At 58.6% G+C, this 18,174-nt stretch carries 19 protein-coding genes and 1 tRNA gene; 16 read left to right on the top strand and 4 right to left on the bottom strand.

What is annotated here, in order from left to right; translation table 11 throughout:
- Nucleotides 1-15: 15 nt before the first annotated feature.
- Nucleotides 16-1,908 carry a peptidylprolyl isomerase gene (locus tag FHT97_RS24905; protein ID WP_183864572.1) on the bottom strand — a complete coding sequence of 631 codons (1,893 nt, stop codon included), beginning with the start codon at nucleotides 1,906-1,908 and terminating at the stop codon, nucleotides 16-18.
- Between the two features lie 217 nt (nucleotides 1,909-2,125).
- Between FHT97_RS24905 and FHT97_RS24900 the strand changes: the two genes are divergently transcribed.
- Complete coding sequence (locus FHT97_RS24900) at nucleotides 2,126-2,407, top strand: hypothetical protein (RefSeq protein WP_016553995.1); 282 nt, start codon at nucleotides 2,126-2,128, stop codon at nucleotides 2,405-2,407.
- 69 nt (nucleotides 2,408-2,476) lie between these two features.
- Here FHT97_RS24900 and FHT97_RS24895 read toward each other — a convergent pair whose 3' ends face one another.
- Nucleotides 2,477-2,728, bottom strand: a complete 252-nt coding sequence (locus tag FHT97_RS24895) for a GlsB/YeaQ/YmgE family stress response membrane protein (protein WP_016553994.1) — start codon at nucleotides 2,726-2,728, stop codon at nucleotides 2,477-2,479.
- A 783-nt stretch (nucleotides 2,729-3,511) separates the two neighbouring features.
- Between FHT97_RS24895 and FHT97_RS24890 the strand changes: the two genes are divergently transcribed.
- Nucleotides 3,512-3,718 carry a hypothetical protein gene (locus FHT97_RS24890; RefSeq protein ID WP_016553993.1) on the top strand — a complete coding sequence of 69 codons (207 nt, stop codon included), beginning with the start codon at nucleotides 3,512-3,514 and terminating at the stop codon, nucleotides 3,716-3,718.
- Between the two features lie 165 nt (nucleotides 3,719-3,883).
- The gene (locus FHT97_RS31070) at nucleotides 3,884-4,075 is read left to right on the top strand and encodes a hypothetical protein (protein ID WP_246712765.1); all 192 of its coding nucleotides are present in this window, start codon (nucleotides 3,884-3,886) and stop codon (nucleotides 4,073-4,075) included.
- A gap of 61 nt (nucleotides 4,076-4,136) precedes the next feature.
- Here FHT97_RS31070 and FHT97_RS24885 read toward each other — a convergent pair.
- Nucleotides 4,137-4,212: transfer RNA gene (locus FHT97_RS24885), tRNA-Lys, on the bottom strand.
- Nucleotides 4,213-4,648: 436 nt separating this feature from the next.
- Here FHT97_RS24885 and FHT97_RS24880 point away from each other — a divergent pair.
- The 6 genes from FHT97_RS24880 (at nucleotide 4,649) to FHT97_RS24855 (ending at nucleotide 9,431) form a co-directional block, all read left to right on the top strand.
- A complete protein-coding gene (locus FHT97_RS24880; RefSeq protein ID WP_016553992.1) occupies nucleotides 4,649-4,840 on the top strand; it encodes a hypothetical protein in 192 nt (63 codons plus the stop codon).
- On the top strand, nucleotides 4,840-5,250 hold the full coding sequence (locus tag FHT97_RS24875; RefSeq protein WP_183864571.1) for a GFA family protein: 411 nt from the start codon (nucleotides 4,840-4,842) through the stop codon (nucleotides 5,248-5,250). Before FHT97_RS24880 ends, FHT97_RS24875 begins: the two co-directional genes overlap by 1 nt.
- 133 nt (nucleotides 5,251-5,383) lie before the next feature.
- Nucleotides 5,384-6,682, top strand: a complete 1,299-nt coding sequence (locus FHT97_RS24870) for an efflux RND transporter periplasmic adaptor subunit (RefSeq protein WP_183864570.1) — start codon at nucleotides 5,384-5,386, stop codon at nucleotides 6,680-6,682.
- Between the two features lie 12 nt (nucleotides 6,683-6,694).
- The gene (locus FHT97_RS24865) at nucleotides 6,695-7,411 is read left to right on the top strand and encodes an ABC transporter ATP-binding protein (protein WP_183864569.1); all 717 of its coding nucleotides are present in this window, start codon (nucleotides 6,695-6,697) and stop codon (nucleotides 7,409-7,411) included.
- Entirely contained in the window at nucleotides 7,401-8,609 is a 1,209-nt protein-coding gene (locus FHT97_RS24860; protein ID WP_183864568.1) for an ABC transporter permease, read from the top strand. The genes FHT97_RS24865 and FHT97_RS24860 overlap by 11 nt, the downstream gene beginning before the upstream one ends.
- Nucleotides 8,610-8,813: 204 nt before the next feature.
- Entirely contained in the window at nucleotides 8,814-9,431 is a 618-nt protein-coding gene (locus FHT97_RS24855) for a GntR family transcriptional regulator (protein WP_183757254.1), read from the top strand.
- A 46-nt stretch (nucleotides 9,432-9,477) separates the two neighbouring features.
- On the opposite strand, the gene FHT97_RS24850 is transcribed toward FHT97_RS24855, so the two are convergent.
- Nucleotides 9,478-10,290 carry a ferredoxin--NADP reductase gene (locus tag FHT97_RS24850; protein WP_183864567.1) on the bottom strand — a complete coding sequence of 271 codons (813 nt, stop codon included), beginning with the start codon at nucleotides 10,288-10,290 and terminating at the stop codon, nucleotides 9,478-9,480.
- A 246-nt stretch (nucleotides 10,291-10,536) separates the two neighbouring features.
- Between FHT97_RS24850 and pcsA the strand changes: the two genes are divergently transcribed.
- The 7 genes from pcsA (at nucleotide 10,537) to ytfQ (ending at nucleotide 18,097) form a co-directional block, all read left to right on the top strand.
- The gene (pcsA, locus tag FHT97_RS24845; protein ID WP_016553985.1) at nucleotides 10,537-11,265 is read left to right on the top strand and encodes a phosphatidylcholine synthase; all 729 of its coding nucleotides are present in this window, start codon (nucleotides 10,537-10,539) and stop codon (nucleotides 11,263-11,265) included.
- A gap of 9 nt (nucleotides 11,266-11,274) precedes the next feature.
- Nucleotides 11,275-12,255, top strand: a complete 981-nt coding sequence (locus FHT97_RS24840) for a quinone oxidoreductase (protein WP_183864566.1) — start codon at nucleotides 11,275-11,277, stop codon at nucleotides 12,253-12,255.
- Nucleotides 12,256-12,297: 42 nt separating this feature from the next.
- The gene (locus FHT97_RS24835; protein ID WP_183864565.1) at nucleotides 12,298-13,872 is read left to right on the top strand and encodes an ABC transporter ATP-binding protein; all 1,575 of its coding nucleotides are present in this window, start codon (nucleotides 12,298-12,300) and stop codon (nucleotides 13,870-13,872) included.
- Nucleotides 13,862-14,947, top strand: coding sequence for an ABC transporter permease (locus FHT97_RS24830; RefSeq protein ID WP_183757257.1), 1,086 nt, complete (start codon nucleotides 13,862-13,864; stop codon nucleotides 14,945-14,947). Before FHT97_RS24835 ends, FHT97_RS24830 begins: the two co-directional genes overlap by 11 nt.
- Entirely contained in the window at nucleotides 14,944-15,864 is a 921-nt protein-coding gene (locus FHT97_RS24825) for an ABC transporter permease (RefSeq protein ID WP_016553981.1), read from the top strand. The genes FHT97_RS24830 and FHT97_RS24825 overlap by 4 nt, the downstream gene beginning before the upstream one ends.
- A gap of 50 nt (nucleotides 15,865-15,914) precedes the next feature.
- On the top strand, nucleotides 15,915-16,988 hold the full coding sequence (locus FHT97_RS24820) for a BMP family ABC transporter substrate-binding protein (RefSeq protein WP_016553980.1): 1,074 nt from the start codon (nucleotides 15,915-15,917) through the stop codon (nucleotides 16,986-16,988).
- A 146-nt stretch (nucleotides 16,989-17,134) separates the two neighbouring features.
- Complete coding sequence (gene ytfQ / locus FHT97_RS24815) at nucleotides 17,135-18,097, top strand: galactofuranose ABC transporter, galactofuranose-binding protein YtfQ (protein ID WP_016553979.1); 963 nt, start codon at nucleotides 17,135-17,137, stop codon at nucleotides 18,095-18,097.
- Nucleotides 18,098-18,174 lie beyond the last annotated feature (77 nt).

Raw genomic sequence — 18,174 nt, 5'->3', positions numbered from 1 at the left:
CGCGTGTATTCCCCCTTAGCGGACTGCCGCCTGATCGGCGAGAGGCTGATTGATCGATGCGCCATACTGCGTCTGCAGCAGGTTGACCATCTGATCGAGAATGTCGTCGCCGGCAGCATTTGCCATTGCCGTGATCTGCTGGTCCTGATTGTTGAGCACGTCACCCGTGGGTTCCGTGTTCACTTCCGTGACCTTGAGAAGGATCTGCGTCGTCGCGTCGCCGCCGACGGCAATGGCGACTGTATCCATCGGCCCGGAGAAGGCAGCGTTGGCGCCGGCGCGACCGAGGACGGGGTCGTCGGTCCCGCGAGTAATGCCGCTCTTGCTTTCGACGGTAATGCCAAGCGGGGCCGCAATGTCCGCCAGCGATGTTCCCTTCTTGGCCTGCTGCTTCAGGTCTTCGGCCTTTTTGGCCAGTTCAAGCTTCTGCTGTTCCGCAGTCCAATCGGCGACCGCCTTATCATGCACTTCGCTCAGTGGGCGGTCGCGTTCCGGCATGACATCGCGGACTTCGAACCAAAGATAGCCGTCAGTGCCGATCGAAAGGGAAGGAGCATCAGCGCCGGCGTCGGTCTTAAAGGCCGCGCCGAGAACCTGCTGCTTGGCCGGAATGTCCTTGACCTCATTGCCGTCCTTGTCGAGACCCGTAGCGTCGACGGCGTCGACGACGACGGCCTTCAGCTTGAGCTGTTCTGCAATCTGCTCCAGGGTCGAGCCGGAGCCGCGCAGGTCCTCGATCTGATCGTGTACGTTGATGAGTTCCTGCGATGCGTTGGAGACGGAGAGCTGCTTGCGGATCTCGTCCTTGACCTCATCAAGGCTCTTGACGCTTTCGGGCTTGATGTTGCTCACGCGGAGGACGACCGGACCAAACGTGCCATCGACGACCGGCGTCGTTCCGCCGTCCTTCGAGACTGCGAAGGCAGCCTCTGCAATGGCCTGATCCGGAACCTTGTCCTTGGAGAATTCGCCGAGGAACACGTCGGTAGCGGTCTTGCCCTGATCGGTTACCAGCTGATCGAATGTCGTGCCGGTCTTCAGCGCGGCTTCGGCGGCGTTGGCGAGATCCCTGTTCTGGAACGTCAATTGCTCGATCGTGCGGGTTTCAGGCGTGCGGAAACTATCCTTGCGCTTTTCGAAATCCTCGCGGATCTGGTCATCGGTAACGGAGGCGGCGTCGGCGATGTCCTCCGGCTGAAGCTTGAGGAAAGCCACCTTGCGGTATTCAGGAGCGCGGTAGCGTGTCTTGGTGCCCTCGAACCACTTGGCAAGCACATCCTCGGCAGGCGCCTTGATCGGCTCGATGTTGGCATTGGTCAGCAACAGGTAATCGATACCGCGGCTTTCCTGTCCATGAAGCTTGAGGGCGTCGACCAGCGTCTTCGGGGCTGTGAAGCCGTTCGAGACAGCGTCCACGATCTGGCTGCGGACGGCAACCTTGCTGCGTTCCTTGATATAGTCATCCTCGCGGATGCCGGCATTGCGCAGCCGCGATGTAAAGAGGGTGCGGTCGAACTGGCCGTTGACCGCCTTGAAGGCTGGGTCATCGCCGATCAACTGCGCAAGCCGATCCTGGGAGAGGCCAAGGTTCATCTCGTCCGCCAACTGGTCGAGTGATGCGCCGGCGACGAGCTGCGCCAGCACCTGCTGTTCAACGCCAAAAGCGCGGGCCTGGTCGGGCGTCAAGCGCATGCCGAATTGCTGGCTGAGATTTGCGACCTGTCGCTGGTAGGCCAAGCGAAATTCGTTGACGTCGACGTGCTGGTCTCCGACGCTGACAACCGTCGTGCTGTTGCCGCCCGATATCAACGAGCGCGACACGCCCCAGATACCAAAAGAGGCAACCAGCAGCAGCATGAGGAGCTTGGCAACCCAGGTGTGAGCAGCTCTTCTCAGAAGATCGAACATCGAAACGCAAACCTCGCATTATATTCGCCCGTTCGCGGGCAAAGCATTGGACGTTCCTTAGAACAAAGCCGGCAGGAAATGAAGGGTTATCGCACGAAAACATCTGCGCTATATCTGCAACCATGTCGAAGCGCTTGGCGCAGCAAAAGACGCCCGATATCGGAACCTTTCTAAGGGCTAATTCGTTGAAGAGCATCCGGAAAAAGAGGAGCAGACCATGGCCGATATGAAAACCGCCTCCGCCCAGTCCGCAACCGCGCGTGTGAAGGCGGAGATCGCGGCAGACGATCTTTCCGCACAGGTCACAGCATTGCGCGAAGACCTTGCACGCCTATCCGAGAGCGTTGTTGCACTCGGTCAGGGCGCCAAGACCGCCGTAGCCGACGAAGCCTCGGTCATGACGGAACGGCTGCGCGACAAGGTAAGGGAGGAGCCTATCTTCGCGCTCGCCGTGACAGCCGGCGTCGCCTATCTTTTCGGATTGATGAGCCGTCGATAGAAGTCGATTGGCAGTTGACAAGGCGAGGGCCGGGCGTGCTGACGCCCGGCTTTAATTTTTTGCGGGTATTTAACGACGAATAACCCGCCCCACGGCAATCAGCAGGCAGGCGCCGACGAATCCCGCAATCAGATAGCCTAGCCAGCCGGCGAGCGTGATGCCCAGTCCTGCGAGGATTGCATTGGCGACGATTGCGCCGACAATGCCCAAAATGATGTTCATCAACAGCCCCATGTTGCTGTTCATGAACTTTTCCGCGAGCCATCCGGCAATGCCCCCGATGATGATGGCCGCTACCCAACCCACACCTGCGTCTTCCATATGATTTCCTTTCAGAGAAACAACGAAGTCAGCGCCCAAGGTGGAAATTGAGGCGTCCCCTATAGTAGAGGCGGAAATATGTGACTAGCAACGCGAGACTGTTTCGCAACGCAAATGGCAGCGTAAAGCGTCAAAACACGCCACCGAGACTCAATTCCCCCACAACAAAAAAGATAAGCCATCCGCCTGGTTGCGCAACGCAAATCTATTCGCCCGAAAATAGGCGCGGCGCAAAGAGGCTCACGTGGTCTGGAGGAAGTCTATTTTACACTTCGCCCCCACCGGCAGTACTCGACCGGGCACAGTCCACCTGGCCATTACAAAGCACAACCACTGGACGTTTTGTTAAAAATACTCGACGCTATGTCGAGTACGTTTGGAGAAGTGCTTAGGGTTCCGGTAAGACCAGGCCGAGACTGTCCTAAATCGCCATTCTGCACGACATGCATTGTCCGACTCCAGTTGCGCACAATCCACGGTACCGCGATGCATACCAATTCTTATACCTTTTGCCATATCAGCGTGGTACAAATAATACCAATATCTATTGGTTTTGTTCCCTGCAGCGACGTTTTGAACCCGTTGTAGCGTAGGGCCGGTGGAAATTGGCCGCACTCTGGTGATGGATTTAACGGCTGATTATGCCGTGAAACGTTTTGCCGACGCCGCTTGTGTAATCAAAAAAGCGCATTCTCAACGAAATCGCCTCTTTCCTTAAGCATTTGCTTGCTCAACCTGCAATCTATGTCATGGTAACTTCCTTCGTATGAGAGGGGTTCCGCTATGATCAATCTTCAGTCGGTTCGCAATGACACTACGCATGATCAACGTCTGCTCGATTGCCGCGCTGATGTTGAACCCGCCCTCCATCAGATCATCCGCGACGCGCAGCAAAAGGGATGGGCGCCCGCGGAGGTAGCGATGGCAATTGCGGATGCGGCAGACGACTACATTCTGCTGTTGGCAAGCCGGAAGACGACGTCACATTGATACGTGTCATACTGGGGGCAGAGGACACGAAATGATCTGCGGACAGGTGGCCACCGGGAAACTGGTCTCTGCCCGCAGAGAAGATTACCGGACCTGAAGCCGCCTTTTCTCAGCGAATGGCGCCGAGATTGCGCGGGGTGAGCACTCACCTAGGGAGAAGTTCAGATGAGCCGATTTCTCGCATTCGTAGCGACCGGAACGCTGATCAGTCTTTCCACGATCGTTTCGGCTTGTACCACCAACCCCGACTACACCTCGTCAATCGGATCTCCCACGTCCTATCAACGCGATTACTCGCTGAACCCAGCCTGTGCAGGCGGATTTAGACCGAGCGACAATCGTCCGTGCAGCTACTAACTGCGCCAGTCGGCAAGGCTCACCAGTGCGGCACGTTTCTATACCAAGTCTTTGATTTTCATGGTGAGAGCGTCGGGGTTCGAACCCGAGACCTACTGATTAAAAGTCAGTTGCTCTACCGGCTGAGCTACGCTCTCCCAGGTGCCCGGCGGTTCGCCCGGCTGGAAGTGCGCGGAACATATGCAGGTGCCCCATTGTGGTCAACCAAAAAATCATCGTTCCCTGTGCATTAGGCACATTTCTTGCGCCCTAGCCTGAAACAGCCGGTCCAAAAAAAGAAAAGCGCCCGAGGGCGCTTTATAAAAGTTGGGGGAAACGAGATCACGAACCGGGCGGGCGAAAGCTCGAGTGCCGTTTCGTTGGCCACCCGGGGAAAGCGGAAAAATCCGGGCATTCTTTCGCATCGCCGTGTCCGCTTGGCGCGGCTCACAATCTCGCCTTATAAATGCACAAATGGTCAGAAGGTTCCCAAAAAAAATTTAATCGAATCAAACCCTTCCGAGGACTGATCAACACCTTCACAAAATCACGCGATGCTCTAGCTAGCCCCTTGTGCAACCAAGGAGAATGTGCATGACGAGCATGACTACACCAGCACCGACAACCCGAAAAGTGTTGCGTGGCCGACCCTATAGTCTTGGTGAGTTCGCAAGGAAATATCGCCTGGAGGAAACCGAAGCAAAGCGGCTCTTTGAAAAGTTCGGCCCCTCTGCGACAGAACTCGACCTACTGATGGCCGCCAAACGCCGATTGCCGGCTCACTGATGGCTTCGTCGGCCGGTACCCGGAAGGGAAGCTGCCTCTGCGGTGCAGTGCGCTACACGGTCAGAGGCGAGCCCATCCGCGTGGGACTGTGTCACTGCGCCGATTGCCGCAAGTCGAGTGGATCGGTCTTCGTAGCCTTTGCGATCTGGCCGAGATCCTCATTTAATCAATCGGGTGAGGTGTCCACTTACGCCGGTCGCAGCTTTTGTCCGCGATGTGGTGGACGTCTCTTCTGCTTGACTGATGGGTTTGCAGAAATCCGGATTGGATCGCTGGACGATGCTCCGAATGGCCTCCGGCCGGTTCAGGAGCTTTGGATTAAGCGACGAGAAACCTGGCTGCATCCATTGCCGGCCGCTGGGCAATACGAAGCGGACGCCTTCGATGCCAAGGACCCTACGGAAAACTGAACTCTCATTACCAAGATTTCATTTCATTCCAACGCCGTTTCGTGCCAATCCGGGCCGATGCTAATCTGCCGTTCAGCTTCGACATAGTTATCTTGCTGACAGCTGCATTGGCAGCATGTTGATCGAGGCCGGAATGAACGACGTCAAGGATATGCATGAAACCAAGCCGAAAAAGGCGAGCGCCGAGCTGGCGACCGTTCTTGCGGCCTCACGCAAACAGTCGAAGGGCCGTTGGCGTGGTCGACTATCGCTATTGCTTCTGCTGATTCTGGCCGTCGGCGGCGTGGGCTATTTCTATTCGCGGCAGGAGGCCAACCAATACAACTACACAACTCAGCCCATTAACCGTGGTGACCTGACCGTGCTGGTGACAGCAACAGGATCCGTGCAGCCGACCGAGCAGGTAGACATATCGAGTGAGCTCTCCGGGACGGTTCGCGACGTAAACGTCGACTACAACAGCGAGGTCAAAGCCGGCGAGGTTCTAGCCGCGCTCGATACGAACAAGCTTGAGGCCGATGTGAAGAGTTCGCGGGCAAAACTCGATTCTGCTAGGGCTAACGTTGTGAAGGCTACGGCTGATCTGGAGTCGGCCCAAAGTTCATTCCAGCGCTTTCGCAACCTCGTTCAAAGCAATGTTTCGACACAACAAAGCCTCGAGGATGCACGCTACAAGTTCGATTCTGCGGTCGCTGCCAAGGACATCAATGTCGCCGCGGTAGCCTCCGCGGAGGCGGATTTGCGCCTGGCCGAGGTCAACCTAGCCAAAGCGAAGATCATCTCGCCCATCAATGGTGTGGTTCTGACACGCTCCGTCGACCCGGGCGCGACAGTCGCCGCATCGCTGTCGGCGCCCGTGCTTTTCGTGATCGCCGGCGATCTGAGGAAGATGGAGTTGCAGGTCGATGTCGACGAGGCCGATGTCGGTCAGATTGCCGTCGGCCAGAAGGCGATGTTCACGGTCGACGCTTATCCCAACCGGACTTTTCCCGCGGAGATCAAACAGATCCGATTTGCGTCCGAGACGACAAACAATGTCGTGACCTACAAGGCGATTCTGTCGGTCGATAATGCCGATCTGTTGCTGCGGCCGGGCATGACAGCCACGGCCGACGTCACCGTTGAGGCAGTCAAGGATACTCTTATGATTCCCAACTCGGCGCTTCGCTATGCGCCCCCGGCGGCAGACTCACCCCGTGGCCGAGGTATCTTCAGCTTGCTCAGACCGCCGCGCATGGGACCGCGGACCGGCAACCAGGGCGGAGAAGCGCTGACTGGAGCAAAGCGGCGCGTTTGGGTGCTGAAATCGGGCAAGCCGGCAGCAGCGGTCATCCAAGTGGGTTCCTCCGACGGACAATTCACCCAGATTGTATCCGGGGACATCAAAGAAAACGACGCCGTGATCACCGACGCCACCGCGCAAGCGAAATAGGTGAGGCTCAGCATGACGAGCCCGCCGCTCATCGAATTCAAGCAGGTCTCGAAGATCTACGGTCACGGAGAGGCGGCCATTCGCGCCCTTGACCGGGTGGATCTGTCGATCCGCGAACACGAGTTCGTCGCCATCATGGGCCCCTCGGGCTCGGGCAAATCGACGGCCATGAACATCCTTGGCTGCCTCGATGTCCCGAGCGCCGGCGACTACATTTTCCAGGGCGTATCGACACAGGGCTTCGACCGTAGCCAACTGACGTTGTTGCGCCGTCATATGCTCGGCTTCGTGTTCCAGGGGTTCAACCTGCTGCCGCGGACTTCAGCTTTGGAGAATGTCGAACTGCCGCTCATCTATCGCGGCATGCAGGCGAGTGAGCGCCACCGCAAGGCCAAGGAGGCGCTCGGGCTTGTGGGGCTCTCCGGGCGCGAGCATCACAAAACGCAGGAACTTTCCGGCGGCCAGCAGCAACGTGTGGCCATCGCCCGGGCGATTGTAACAGAACCCTCGCTGCTTCTTGCGGACGAGCCGACCGGCAATCTCGACACCAAGACCAGCGTTGAGATCATGGACTTGATGACGCGGTTGAACCGGGAGCAAGGCATCACGATCGTCATGGTCACGCACGAACCCGACATCGCCGCTTATGCCCAGCGGCTGCTGCGCTTCATCGACGGCAAGTTGGAGACTGAGGCCGAGCATCGCGGGAGGGCGGATCATGTTCTTTGAAACGCTGAAACTCGCGCTCCGCGCAATCAGTCGCAATATGCTACGTTCGTTTCTCACCGTGCTCGGCGTCGTCATCGGCGTGGCGGCAGTCATCGCGTTGGTGACGATCGGCAACGGCACCACCGCTCAGGTCTCGGCCGAGCTTTCGCGGCTGGGCACCAACATGCTGTTTGCGCGTCCGGGTCAGTTCGGCCCTGGCCGCGCAAGTTCGGAGGCACGTCGCTTTACCGTGAAGGATGTCGACGCCATCCGTGACCAGGTCAATGGTCTTCGTGCCGCGGCGCCGCTCAATCAGACGACCGCGACAGTCATTTACGGCGGGCAGAGCCATTCGACGACGGTCATGGGCACGACCAACGACTATTTCATCGCCCAGGATTGGGACATGGCGATTGGCCGCACCTTCGACGCAGCAGAGGAGCGTGGGCGCCCGCGCTGCATTCTCGGTGAGACCGTACGCTCACAGCTCTTTGGCGCTGCCAATCCCAACGGGCAGCAGATTCGCGTCGGCAAGGTGTCCTGCAGTGTTATCGGCGTCCTTGCCAAGCGCGGCCAATCCGGCATGGGCAACGACCAGGACGACGTTGTTATAATGCCTGTCAAAGTCTATCAGCGCCGGGTCGGCGGCAAGGCAAATGCCAATGTCCAGATGATCGTAATTTCCGCGCGTGACGGTGTCTCGACATCGAAAATTCAGGATGAAACCGAGAACCTGCTTCGCGAGCGGCGAAAGATTATCCCGGGCCGCGAGGACGACTTCAGCGTCAATGACATGACGCAGATTGCCGACGCGATGACCGGCACCACGACGCTACTGACCAGCTTGCTCGGTGCGGTCGCCGCGATCAGCCTGCTCGTTGGCGGGATCGGAATCATGAACATCATGCTGGTGTCGGTGACCGAGCGTACTCGGGAAATCGGCATACGCCTGGCGATTGGTGCGCTGGAAAAGCAGGTGCTGCTGCAGTTCCTGGTCGAAGCGGTGGCATTGTCGGTCTTTGGCGGCGTCGCCGGGATCCTGCTGGGGATTGGCCTCGGCTACGGGGCCGTAACAGCCCTGAAGGTGCCCTTCGTTGTCAGCCCCACGATGATTGGGGTTGCTTTCGCGTTCTCCGCCGCAATCGGAATGGTGTTCGGATACTTCCCGGCACGGCGAGCGGCACAACTCAATCCAATCGAGGCTCTGCGACACGAATAGCCAGCCAGGCGGCGCTGATGCTGGCGGAGAGAGTTTCCGACATCTATTCCACGAGCAACCGTAGGGCAGGGTTGAGGAAGCGTCGCACTACTTCCGCACCGCCATCCAGGTGCGGCGCCAACTTGCCGCTCGACAGCACGCTGATATATCATCGGTTTTAGGTCGCCCTCGCGACGCGCATTTTTAGAAGCTATGGATACGCGAATGCAGAATTCACTCAGCCACCTTGCCTACCTTAGCCTGGAGCATGCGATCGTAACCTTGGCTTTGCGGCCGGGCGCGTTGGTCACTGAGAAACACCTGATCGACTTGGCCGGCCACGGGCGTACGCCGGTGCGCGAGGCGATTCAGAAGCTTGCTTGGCAAGGGTTGATCGTGGTGAAGCCGCGTGTCGGGCTGCAGGTGGCGGAGATCAAGCCGACCGACCATGACAATGTCATGCAGGTTCGCCGCGAGCTTGAGCCGATCGCAGCGGCGCTGACTGCCGAATCCGCCACATCAGAGCAGCGTCGAGAACTGATCGAATGCGCGCAGGCAATGCAAATGTGCGCCACAACCGGCGATGTGGCAGCATTTTTCGCCGCGGACAAGGCGTTTGACGAAATTCTGGAAGAGGCTTGCCCCAACGCTTTTATCACGTCGGCGCTTGGACCGGTTCAAACCCATTCGCGTCGGCTCTGGTCCGCGTCCACGAGTCCCACCCGGATGGATCAATCTATCGCGCTGCATGTTGCAGTCATGCGAGCCATCGAGCAGGGCAGGTCGAAGGACGCCGGCCACGCGATGAGCGCACTGATCGAATATCTCAGCAACCACAATTGAAAACGGCCCCGTTGCAGGGGCCGTAAATAAGTCCGTCACTGCAAATTTACCCGACGAATGCGCGTTCGATCACAAACTCCGCCGGCTTGCTGTTTGCGCCCTCGTTGAGGCCGGCGCCTTCCAGCAATTCCTTCGTATCCTTCAGCATCGCGGAGGAGCCGCAGATCATGCCGCGATCGATTACCGGATCGAGCGGCGGGACGCCGAGGTCGGTAAAGAGCTTGCCTGAGAAAATCAGGTCGGTGATACGGCCGCGGTACTCGAAGTCTTCACGGGTGACGGTCGCATAATGGCGCAGCTTGTCCCCGACGACTTCCTGAAGGAGTTCGTCATTCTTGATCTCGTCGACCAGGTCGAAGCCATATTTCAGCTCCGCCACGTCCCGGGTCGTGTGGGTCAGGATGACTTCCTCGTACTTCTCGTAGGTTTCCGGATCACGGATCAGGCTGGCGAAAGGCGCAATGCCAGTCCCGGTCGAAAACATATAGAGGCGACGGCCGGGCGTCAGCGCGTCAAGCACCAGCGTGCCTGTCGGCTTCTTGCGCATCAGAACCTGGTCGCCCGGCTTGATCGCCTGGAGGTGTGAGGTCAGAGGGCCGTCCGGGACCTTGATCGAGAAGAATTCAAGCTCTTCTGCCCAGGCGGGGCTTGCGATCGAATAGGCACGGAAGATCGGCTTGCCGTCGACCATCAATCCGATCATTGCGAATTCTCCCGACCGGAAGCGGAAGCCCTGCGGACGCGTCATCGTAAACCGGAACAGGCGATCCGTGTAATGGGTCACGCTGAGCACGGTTTCGGCATAGACTCCAGCCGGAATCGGTGAGGCGAAGTCTTCGGTCTTTGCAGGGGCGTTCATTTCGGTATCGGATCCCGTATTGGTCGCACAATGTTTTCGATGCCAGCGAGATATTACAAATAGTGTCTCGATTAAAGGTATTCCATTCTTTCTCGAGCGACTTGCACGAAATATGCGTGTCGCTGTCGTGATTCCAGGGCCTTACGAGGCTTCATTGCTTTTGCGCTGGCGAAGCGGGACAAAGGATGCATATTAGGCAAAAACCGCGTCTGCCGGGCGCGGACGCCATAGGCTGCTCGGGGAAACATGAAGATTTTCAATTACAAGCGCGTACCTTACGCGGAAATGCGCGCATTCTCCGTCCATATTCTGACGGCGTCCGGGTCCTTTCTTGCCTTTCTCGGCGTCGTCGCCGCTGCCGAGCACCGTTTTATCGACATGTTCTGGTGGCTGGGGCTGGCACTCCTTGTTGATGGCATCGATGGACCGATCGCGCGCAAGGTCAGTGTCAAGGAAGTCCTGCCAAACTGGTCAGGCGATACGCTCGACAATATCATCGACTATGTGACCTACGTCCTGCTGCCTGCGTTTGCGCTCTACCAGAGCGGCATGATCGGCGAGCCGTGGTCCTTCGTGGCTGCAGGCATGATCGTGGTATCCAGCGCAATCTACTACGCCGATACTGGCATGAAGACCGACGAGTACTTCTTCTCGGGCTTTCCGGTGGTCTGGAACATGATCGTCTTCACATTGTTCGTCATCGATGCCAGTGCGATCACGGCGCTAACGGTCGTCCTCGTCTCCGTCATCCTCACCTTCCTGCCGATCAATTTCCTCCACCCCGTCCGCGTCCAGCGGCTCAGGCCGCTCAACCTCGGCGTCTTCTTCTTGTGGTCGGGGCTCGGGATGTATGCGCTGCTGATGCATTTCGTGATCCCACAATGGGCGCTTGTCCTCTTTATTCTCAGCGGTATCTACCTCTACTGCATTGGCGCTGTGTTGCAGTTCTTCCCGGCGCTTGGAAGGCGCGATTAGGAGAAGGCAATGGCAAGAACGCAGGCGGTTTCTTTCAGCAAGACCGGCGGACCTGAAGTTCTCGAATATATCGGTATCGACCTGCCGCCTCCCGGCGCAGGGGAAGTCCAGATCAAGCACGCGGCCATTGGCTTGAACTTCATCGATGTCTACTTCCGGACCGGGCTTTACAAAGCGCCGCATATGCCGTTCGTGACCGGCAAGGAAGCGGCTGGCACCGTTACAGCCGTGGGCCCTGGTGTGGAGGAGTTCAAGGCCGGCGATCGCGTCGCCTATGCCGGCTCTGACGGCGCCTACAGCGTCGAGCGAAACATCGAAACGAAGCATCTCGTCAAGGTTCCAGATGGAATTCCGCTCGAGACGGCCGCTTCGATGATGCTGAAGGGAATGACCGCCGAGTACCTTCTCAACCGAACCTACAGCGTCGCCCCCGGTACCACGATCCTGTTTCATGCGGCGGCCGGCGGTGTTGGCCTAATAGCCGGACAATGGGCAAAGGCGCTCGGCGCAACGGTGATCGGCACCGCCGGGTCGAACAGCAAGGTGCAGTTGGCTCTCGAACACGGATACGATCACGTCATCAATTACAATACCGAGAATTTTGCCGAGCGTGTACGCGAGATCACCGGTGGCGCGGGGGTTCACGTGGTCTATGACTCGATCGGCCGGGACACATTTCCCCAGTCGCTCGACTGTCTGAGACGCCTCGGCATGTTTGTCTCTTTTGGCCAGTCTTCTGGGCCGATCGAGAACTTCACACTCGCCATGCTCGCCCAGAAAGGATCGCTCTTTGCAACGAGGCCGACCCTTTTCACTTACATCGCGACGCGCGAAGAGCTAACCAATTGTGCAAACGCGTTATTTGATGTTGTTTTGAGCAATAAAGTGCGTATCAATATCAACCAAACCTATCCATTGCGTGAGGTCGGGCGGGCCCACATGGATCTGGAATCCAGAAGAACTACCGGAACTACGCTACTGATCCCATAATGACCCGAACGGGCAGGGTCGGCAGAGGGAAATGAGGGGAACGTGTCATTATCTGATGTGCCGGACTCCGGTGCGTTACTGTCGGTCCAGCAACTGACGAAATTCTTCGGCAGCTTTGCCGCCTGCAACCATATCGATCTAGATATCGCGCCCGGCGAAATCCATGCTCTCCTTGGCGAAAACGGCGCCGGCAAATCGACGCTGGTCAAGATGCTGTTCGGGGTGCTGGAACCAAGCGAAGGCCGCATCCTGTGGGAGGGCCGGCCGGTTTCGATCGGCTCTCCCGGCGATGCCCGCAGGCTCGGCATCGGCATGGTATTTCAGCACTTTTCGCTCTTCGAGGCGCTGACCGTCGCTGAGAATATCGCGCTTTCGCTCGACGACAGCATTCCGATCGGCAGGATTGCCGAAGAGGCTAGGGCGCTTTCGCAGGCCTACGGGCTGCCGCTCGACCCGCACGCCCACGTGGCCGACCTCTCCGTCGGTGAACGCCAGCGCATCGAAATCGTGCGCGCGCTGCTGCAGAATCCCAAGCTGATTATCCTTGATGAGCCGACGTCCGTGCTGACGCCGCAGGAGGCCGACAAGCTTTTCGAAACACTCTTCAAGCTGAAGGCGGAGGGCAAATCGGTGCTCTACATCAGCCATCGGCTTGAAGAAGTGCAGCGCATCTGCGACCGCGCGACGGTGCTGCGCAGCGGCAGGGTCACAGGCGCCTGCGATCCGCGTCAGGAGACGCCGGCTTCTCTCGCCCGGATGATGGTCGGCAGCGACGTTGCGACGGTCACGCATCCGGATCGCGGCATCAAAGGAGAGGTACAGCTTGCAGTCGCCAGTCTTTCGGCTGCCGCGCGCACGCCCTTCGCCATGCCCCTTAAGGATGTGTCCTTGACGGTTCGCTCCGGCGAGATCTTGGCGATCGCGGGCGTTGCGGGCAACGGCCAGGGAGAACTCTTCGATGCGCTCTCCGGCGAGTATCCCGTCGGTTCGGCGGAGGCGATAGCGATCCGAAAGAAGGCCGTGGGCACCCAGGGTATCACTGCGCGTCGTTTGCTCGGCGCCGGTTTTGTGCCCGAAGAGCGCCATGGCCATGCTGCCGTCTCGGCAATGAAACTCTCCGACAATCTGGTGCTGGCGCGCAGTCAATCCGACCGTCGGGCCTTCCTCGGTGGCGGCTTTCTCAAGGTCATCCGCCGGAGCGCCGTAAAGACAGCGACCCGGCGGATCGCCGAGGCGATGGACGTCCGCAAAAGCGGTGAGGATCCGGTAGCGGGTTCGCTCTCCGGCGGCAATCTACAGAAGTTCATCGTTGGACGCGAATTGGATCGCCAACCCGCCGTTCTCGTCGTCAACCAGCCGACTTGGGGCGTCGATGCAGGGGCGGCCAGCCGCATTCGCCAGGCGCTCGTGGATCTGGCGCGGAACGGCTCCGCCGTCGTCGTCATCAGCCAGGACCTTGACGAAATATTCGAAGTCGCAACGGAGATTGCCGTGATTTCTGAAGGGCGACTTTCGCAACCCTTCCCGGCGGGAGAACTGTCTCGGGAAAAGATTGGCCTTTTGATGGGCGGCCTGCACGAGAGTAAGACCGCCTCGGAGGCGCAAGATGCGCATTGAGCTGGAAAAGCGACCGCAAGCGTCGAAGCTTTACGGCCTTGTGTCACCGGTGTTGGCGTTGCTGCTGACATTGATCGCTGGCGCGATCATGTTTGCCATTCTTGGCAAGGACCCGGTCGAAGCGCTCGACGCCTTTTTCCTCGAGCCCTTGCTTGAGGTGTGGTCACTGCATGAACTTGCCGTGAAGGCGGCACCGCTGATCATGATCGGCGTCGGACTGGCCGTCTGCTATCGCTCCAACAACTGGAATATCGGCGCCGAAGGGCAGTTTACGATCGGCGCGATCACTGGCTCCATTCTGCCTATCCTGTTCACGGAGTTGCATTCGCCTCTCGTACTGCCCCTAATGCTTATCATGGGCGCCATCGGCGGCGCTTTGTTCGCGGCCATTCCTGCACTGCTGAAGGCACATTTCAATACCAACGAAATCCTGACGAGCCTGATGCTCGTCTATATCGCGCAGCTTTTCCTCGACTGGCTGATCCGCGGTGCGTGGCGCAATCCGCAGGGCTTCAACTTTCCGGAAAGCGTGCCGTTTCCGCCGGAAGCGACGCTGCCGGCGATATGGGAGGAGTCCGGCCGGGCGCATTGGGCCTTCGTGTTCGCGATTGTCGCGGCGTTTCTTGTCTGGTTCATGCTAAAGTATACGCTGAGGGGCTTCGAGATCGTCGTGCTCGGCCAGTCTGAGCGGGCAGGGCGGTTCGCCGGCTTTTCGTCGAAGAAGATGATCTGGTTCAGCTTCCTGTTTTCGGGCGCGCTTGCCGGGCTCGCCGGCATCTCGGAAGTATCGGGATCGATCGGGCATCTGCAGCCTGCTATTTCTCCCGGCTACGGCTTCACGGCGATCATCGTCGCGTTTCTCGGACGCCTGAACCCGCTCGGTATCATCGCATCAGGCCTCGTGCTGGCTTTGACCTATCTCGGCGGTGAGGCTGCACAGCTGTCGCTCGGCGTATCCGACAAGGTGACCCGCGTCTTCCAGGGCCTGATACTGTTCTTCGTTCTCTCGTGTGACACCCTCATCTACTACAAGATCCGTATTCTCTGGTCGCGGGTCCGGGGAGGTGTAGCATGAGCATCTTCGAAGCAATTTTGCTGACAGTCATCACTGCGTCTACGCCTCTGGTCATTGCCGCCTTGGGCGAACTCGTTACCGAACGATCCGGTGTTTTGAACCTCGGTGTCGAAGGCATGATGATCATGGGCGCTGTTGCGGCCTTCGCAACAGCGCAAATGTCAGGTTCTCCCTATATCGGACTGTTGGGCGGGATTGTCGCCGGTGCTCTGTTTTCGCTGCTTTTCGGCTTTCTCACCCTCACGCTGGTCGCCAACCAGGTAGCGACCGGCCTGGCGTTGACGATCCTCGGGCTTGGGGTTTCGGGCATGCTTGGGGAGGGCTATGTCAGCGTGCCCGGCGTTCGCCTCGCGCCGATCGTCGTCCCTTATCTTTCCGACATCCCGCTGATCGGCTCCGTGCTCTTCCGTCAGGACCTGACTTTTTACCTGTCGCTCGCTCTGCTGTTCGGCGTGAGCTGGTTCTTGTTCCGCAGCCGCGCCGGCTTGAAACTGCGCGCGATCGGTGACAGCCACGGCTCGGCGCACGCCCTCGGCATCGGCGTCATCCGGACACGCTATCTCGCCGTCATGTTCGGCGGTGCCTGCGCGGGCCTTGCGGGAGCACAGCTTTCCCTCGTCTATACGCCGCAATGGGTGGAGAACATGTCTTCCGGCCGCGGCTGGATCACGCTCGCGCTTGTCGTCTTCGCGTCTTGGCGGCCGTGGCGGGTTTTTGCCGGCGGCTATCTGTTCGGTGCAGTCACGATCCTGCAGCTTCACGCACAGGCTTTCGGCGTTGGAATTCCGGCCCAGTTTCTGTCGATGCTCCCCTATGCTGCGACTATTGTGGTTCTTGTCATCATTTCTCATAATCGGCGCACGACGTTGATCAACACGCCCGCGTCGCTGGGAAAAGCATTCGTCCCGGAGCGCTAAACAAAAGAATGAAAAGCGCTTCCGGAAATTCCAAACCAACAGGGGTTATCATGAAAAAACTAGCACTTGCATTTGCCGCATCGGCTGCCGCGGTCCTGAGCGTCGGCTCTACCGCGCAGGCTGCCGACAAAACGAAGGTCTGCTTCGTCTACGTCGGATCGCACACTGACGGCGGCTACTCGCAGGCGCACGATCTTGGCCGCCAGCAGATCCAGAAGGAGTTCGGCGACAAGATCGATACGCCATACCTCGAAAACGTGCCGGAAGGCCCCGATGCCGAGCGTGCTATCGAGCGTTTGGCGCGTTCGGGCTGCAAGCTGATCTTCACGACGTCCTTCGGCTTCATGGATGCTACCGTGAAGGTTGCTGCGAAATTCCCGAACGTGAAGTTCGAACACGGCACGGGCTACAAGTCCGGTCCGAATCTTGCGACCTACAACTCCCGCTTCTATGAAGGCCGCTACATCCTCGGCCAGATCGCGGCGAAGACCTCGAAGAACCATGGCGCTGCCTACATCGCTTCTTTCCCGATCCCGGAAGTCGTCATGGGTATCAACGCCTTCGAGCAGGGCGCTCGCTCCATCGATCCCGACTTCAAGCTGAAGGTCATCTGGGTGAACACCTGGTTCGATCCGGGCAAGGAAGCCGATGCTGCAAAGGCTATGGTCGACCAGGGTGTTGACGTCCTGACGCAGCACACGGACACGACCGCTCCGATGCAGGTTGCCGAGGAACGCGGCATCCATGCATTCGGCCAGGCCTCCGATATGATCGCAGCAGGGCCGAAGGCTCAGTTGACGGCAATTGTCGACACCTGGGGTAACTACTACTCCAAGCGCGTTCACGCTCTTCTCGATGGCACCTGGAAGTCCGAGCAAAGCTGGGACGGCCTGAAGGACGGCATCCTCAAGATGGCCGACTACACCAACATGCCCGATGACGTGAAGAAGATGGCCCAGGAAACCGAAGCCAAGATCAAGTCCGGCGAACTGCATCCCTTCACCGGTCCGATCAACAAGCAGGACGGCACGCCCTGGCTGAAGGCTGGCGAGAAAGCTGATGACGGCACTCTGCTGGGCATGAACTTCTACGTCGAAGGCGTGGACGACAAGTTGCCGAAGTGATTTTCGGCTAACAATTAGCACTTGCGAAAGGGCGCTCACTTCGAGCGCCTTTTTTCTGCGCTGCAAACCAAAAAGTGCATTTACAAAAGTAATACTATATGATTTTTTCCAGCTGTGCCGCGTGGAGGCGGCTTTGGGAGGAAATCATGAAATTGAAGACTGCACTCTTGAGTGCCACGATTCTGGCTGCCTGCATGTTCGGCTCGGCATCAGCCGCAGAGCTGGTCGTGGGCTTTTCGCAGATCGGCTCTGAATCCGGTTGGCGTGCCGCCGAGACGACGGTCACCAAGGAAGAAGCCAAGAAGCGCGGCGTGGACCTGAAGTTTGCTGACGCGCAACAGAAGCAGGAAAACCAGATCAAGGCGATCCGCTCGTTCATCGCTCAGGGCGTCAACGCCATCTTCCTCGCTCCGGTTGTCGAAACCGGTTGGGACGCCGTCCTGAAGGAAGCAAAGGAGTCGGAAATCCCGGTCATCCTGCTTGATCGTACGATCAAGGCGCCGGAGGACCTGTACCTGACCGCCGTTACCTCGGACCAGGTTCACGAAGGCAAGGTTGCCGGCGACTGGCTGGCAAAGACCGTTGGCGACAAGCCCTGCAACATCGTCGAGCTTCAGGGTACGACGGGTTCCTCACCGGCCATCGCCCGCAAGAAGGGCTTCGAGGAGGCGATCGCTGGCAAGGCCAACTTCAAGATCGTGCGCAGCCAGACCGGCGACTTCACCCGCACCAAGGGCAAGGAAGTCATGGAAAGCTTCCTGAAGGCTGAGAACGGCGGCAAGGATATATGCGCTCTCTACGCCCACAACGACGACATGGCCGTTGGCGGCATCCAGGCGATCAAGGAAGCAGGCCTGAAGCCGGGCAAGGATATTCTCGTCGTCTCCATCGACGCCGTGCCAGATATCTTCAAGGCTATGGCAGCCGGCGAAGCAAATGCCACTGTGGAACTGACGCCGAACATGGCAGGTCCCGCATTCGACGTGCTCGATGCCTACCTGAAGGACAAGAAGGCACCGGCAAAATGGATTCAGACGGAATCGAAGCTTTATACGCCATCCGACGATCCGATGAAGGTCTATGAGTCCAAGAAGAACCTTGGCTACTAATCCTTGAGGCCAGAACCGCACCGGCCCATCATGGGCCGGTGCGGACCTGCCAGATGCCGATCAGGACGTCATGTCCG

The organism is Rhizobium sp. BK399 (genome assembly GCF_014194695.1).
GTDB lineage: Bacteria > Pseudomonadota > Alphaproteobacteria > Rhizobiales > Rhizobiaceae > Rhizobium.
The sequence above is the reverse complement of the archived record's forward strand: the minus strand, read 5'-3'. Positions and strand labels throughout refer to the sequence as shown.

What these genes read in the sequence shown, in the direction of transcription:
- FHT97_RS24905 (WP_183864572.1), bottom strand. Translation starts at nt 1,908, where the DNA reads ATGTTCGATCTTCTGAGAAGAGCTGCTCACACCTGGGTTGCCAAGCTC.
- FHT97_RS24900 (WP_016553995.1), top strand. Translation starts at nt 2,126, where the DNA reads ATGGCCGATATGAAAACCGCCTCCGCCCAGTCCGCAACCGCGCGTGTG.
- FHT97_RS24895 (WP_016553994.1), bottom strand. Translation starts at nt 2,728, where the DNA reads ATGGAAGACGCAGGTGTGGGTTGGGTAGCGGCCATCATCATCGGGGGC.
- FHT97_RS24890 (WP_016553993.1), top strand. Translation starts at nt 3,512, where the DNA reads ATGATCAATCTTCAGTCGGTTCGCAATGACACTACGCATGATCAACGT.
- FHT97_RS31070 (WP_246712765.1), top strand. Translation starts at nt 3,884, where the DNA reads ATGAGCCGATTTCTCGCATTCGTAGCGACCGGAACGCTGATCAGTCTT.
- FHT97_RS24880 (WP_016553992.1), top strand. Translation starts at nt 4,649, where the DNA reads ATGACGAGCATGACTACACCAGCACCGACAACCCGAAAAGTGTTGCGT.
- FHT97_RS24875 (WP_183864571.1), top strand. Translation starts at nt 4,840, where the DNA reads ATGGCTTCGTCGGCCGGTACCCGGAAGGGAAGCTGCCTCTGCGGTGCA.
- FHT97_RS24870 (WP_183864570.1), top strand. Translation starts at nt 5,384, where the DNA reads ATGAACGACGTCAAGGATATGCATGAAACCAAGCCGAAAAAGGCGAGC.
- FHT97_RS24865 (WP_183864569.1), top strand. Translation starts at nt 6,695, where the DNA reads ATGACGAGCCCGCCGCTCATCGAATTCAAGCAGGTCTCGAAGATCTAC.
- FHT97_RS24860 (WP_183864568.1), top strand. Translation starts at nt 7,401, where the DNA reads ATGTTCTTTGAAACGCTGAAACTCGCGCTCCGCGCAATCAGTCGCAAT.
- FHT97_RS24855 (WP_183757254.1), top strand. Translation starts at nt 8,814, where the DNA reads ATGCAGAATTCACTCAGCCACCTTGCCTACCTTAGCCTGGAGCATGCG.
- FHT97_RS24850 (WP_183864567.1), bottom strand. Translation starts at nt 10,290, where the DNA reads ATGAACGCCCCTGCAAAGACCGAAGACTTCGCCTCACCGATTCCGGCT.
- pcsA (WP_016553985.1), top strand. Translation starts at nt 10,537, where the DNA reads ATGAAGATTTTCAATTACAAGCGCGTACCTTACGCGGAAATGCGCGCA.
- FHT97_RS24840 (WP_183864566.1), top strand. Translation starts at nt 11,275, where the DNA reads ATGGCAAGAACGCAGGCGGTTTCTTTCAGCAAGACCGGCGGACCTGAA.
- FHT97_RS24830 (WP_183757257.1), top strand. Translation starts at nt 13,862, where the DNA reads ATGCGCATTGAGCTGGAAAAGCGACCGCAAGCGTCGAAGCTTTACGGC.
- FHT97_RS24825 (WP_016553981.1), top strand. Translation starts at nt 14,944, where the DNA reads ATGAGCATCTTCGAAGCAATTTTGCTGACAGTCATCACTGCGTCTACG.
- FHT97_RS24820 (WP_016553980.1), top strand. Translation starts at nt 15,915, where the DNA reads ATGAAAAAACTAGCACTTGCATTTGCCGCATCGGCTGCCGCGGTCCTG.
- ytfQ (WP_016553979.1), top strand. Translation starts at nt 17,135, where the DNA reads ATGAAATTGAAGACTGCACTCTTGAGTGCCACGATTCTGGCTGCCTGC.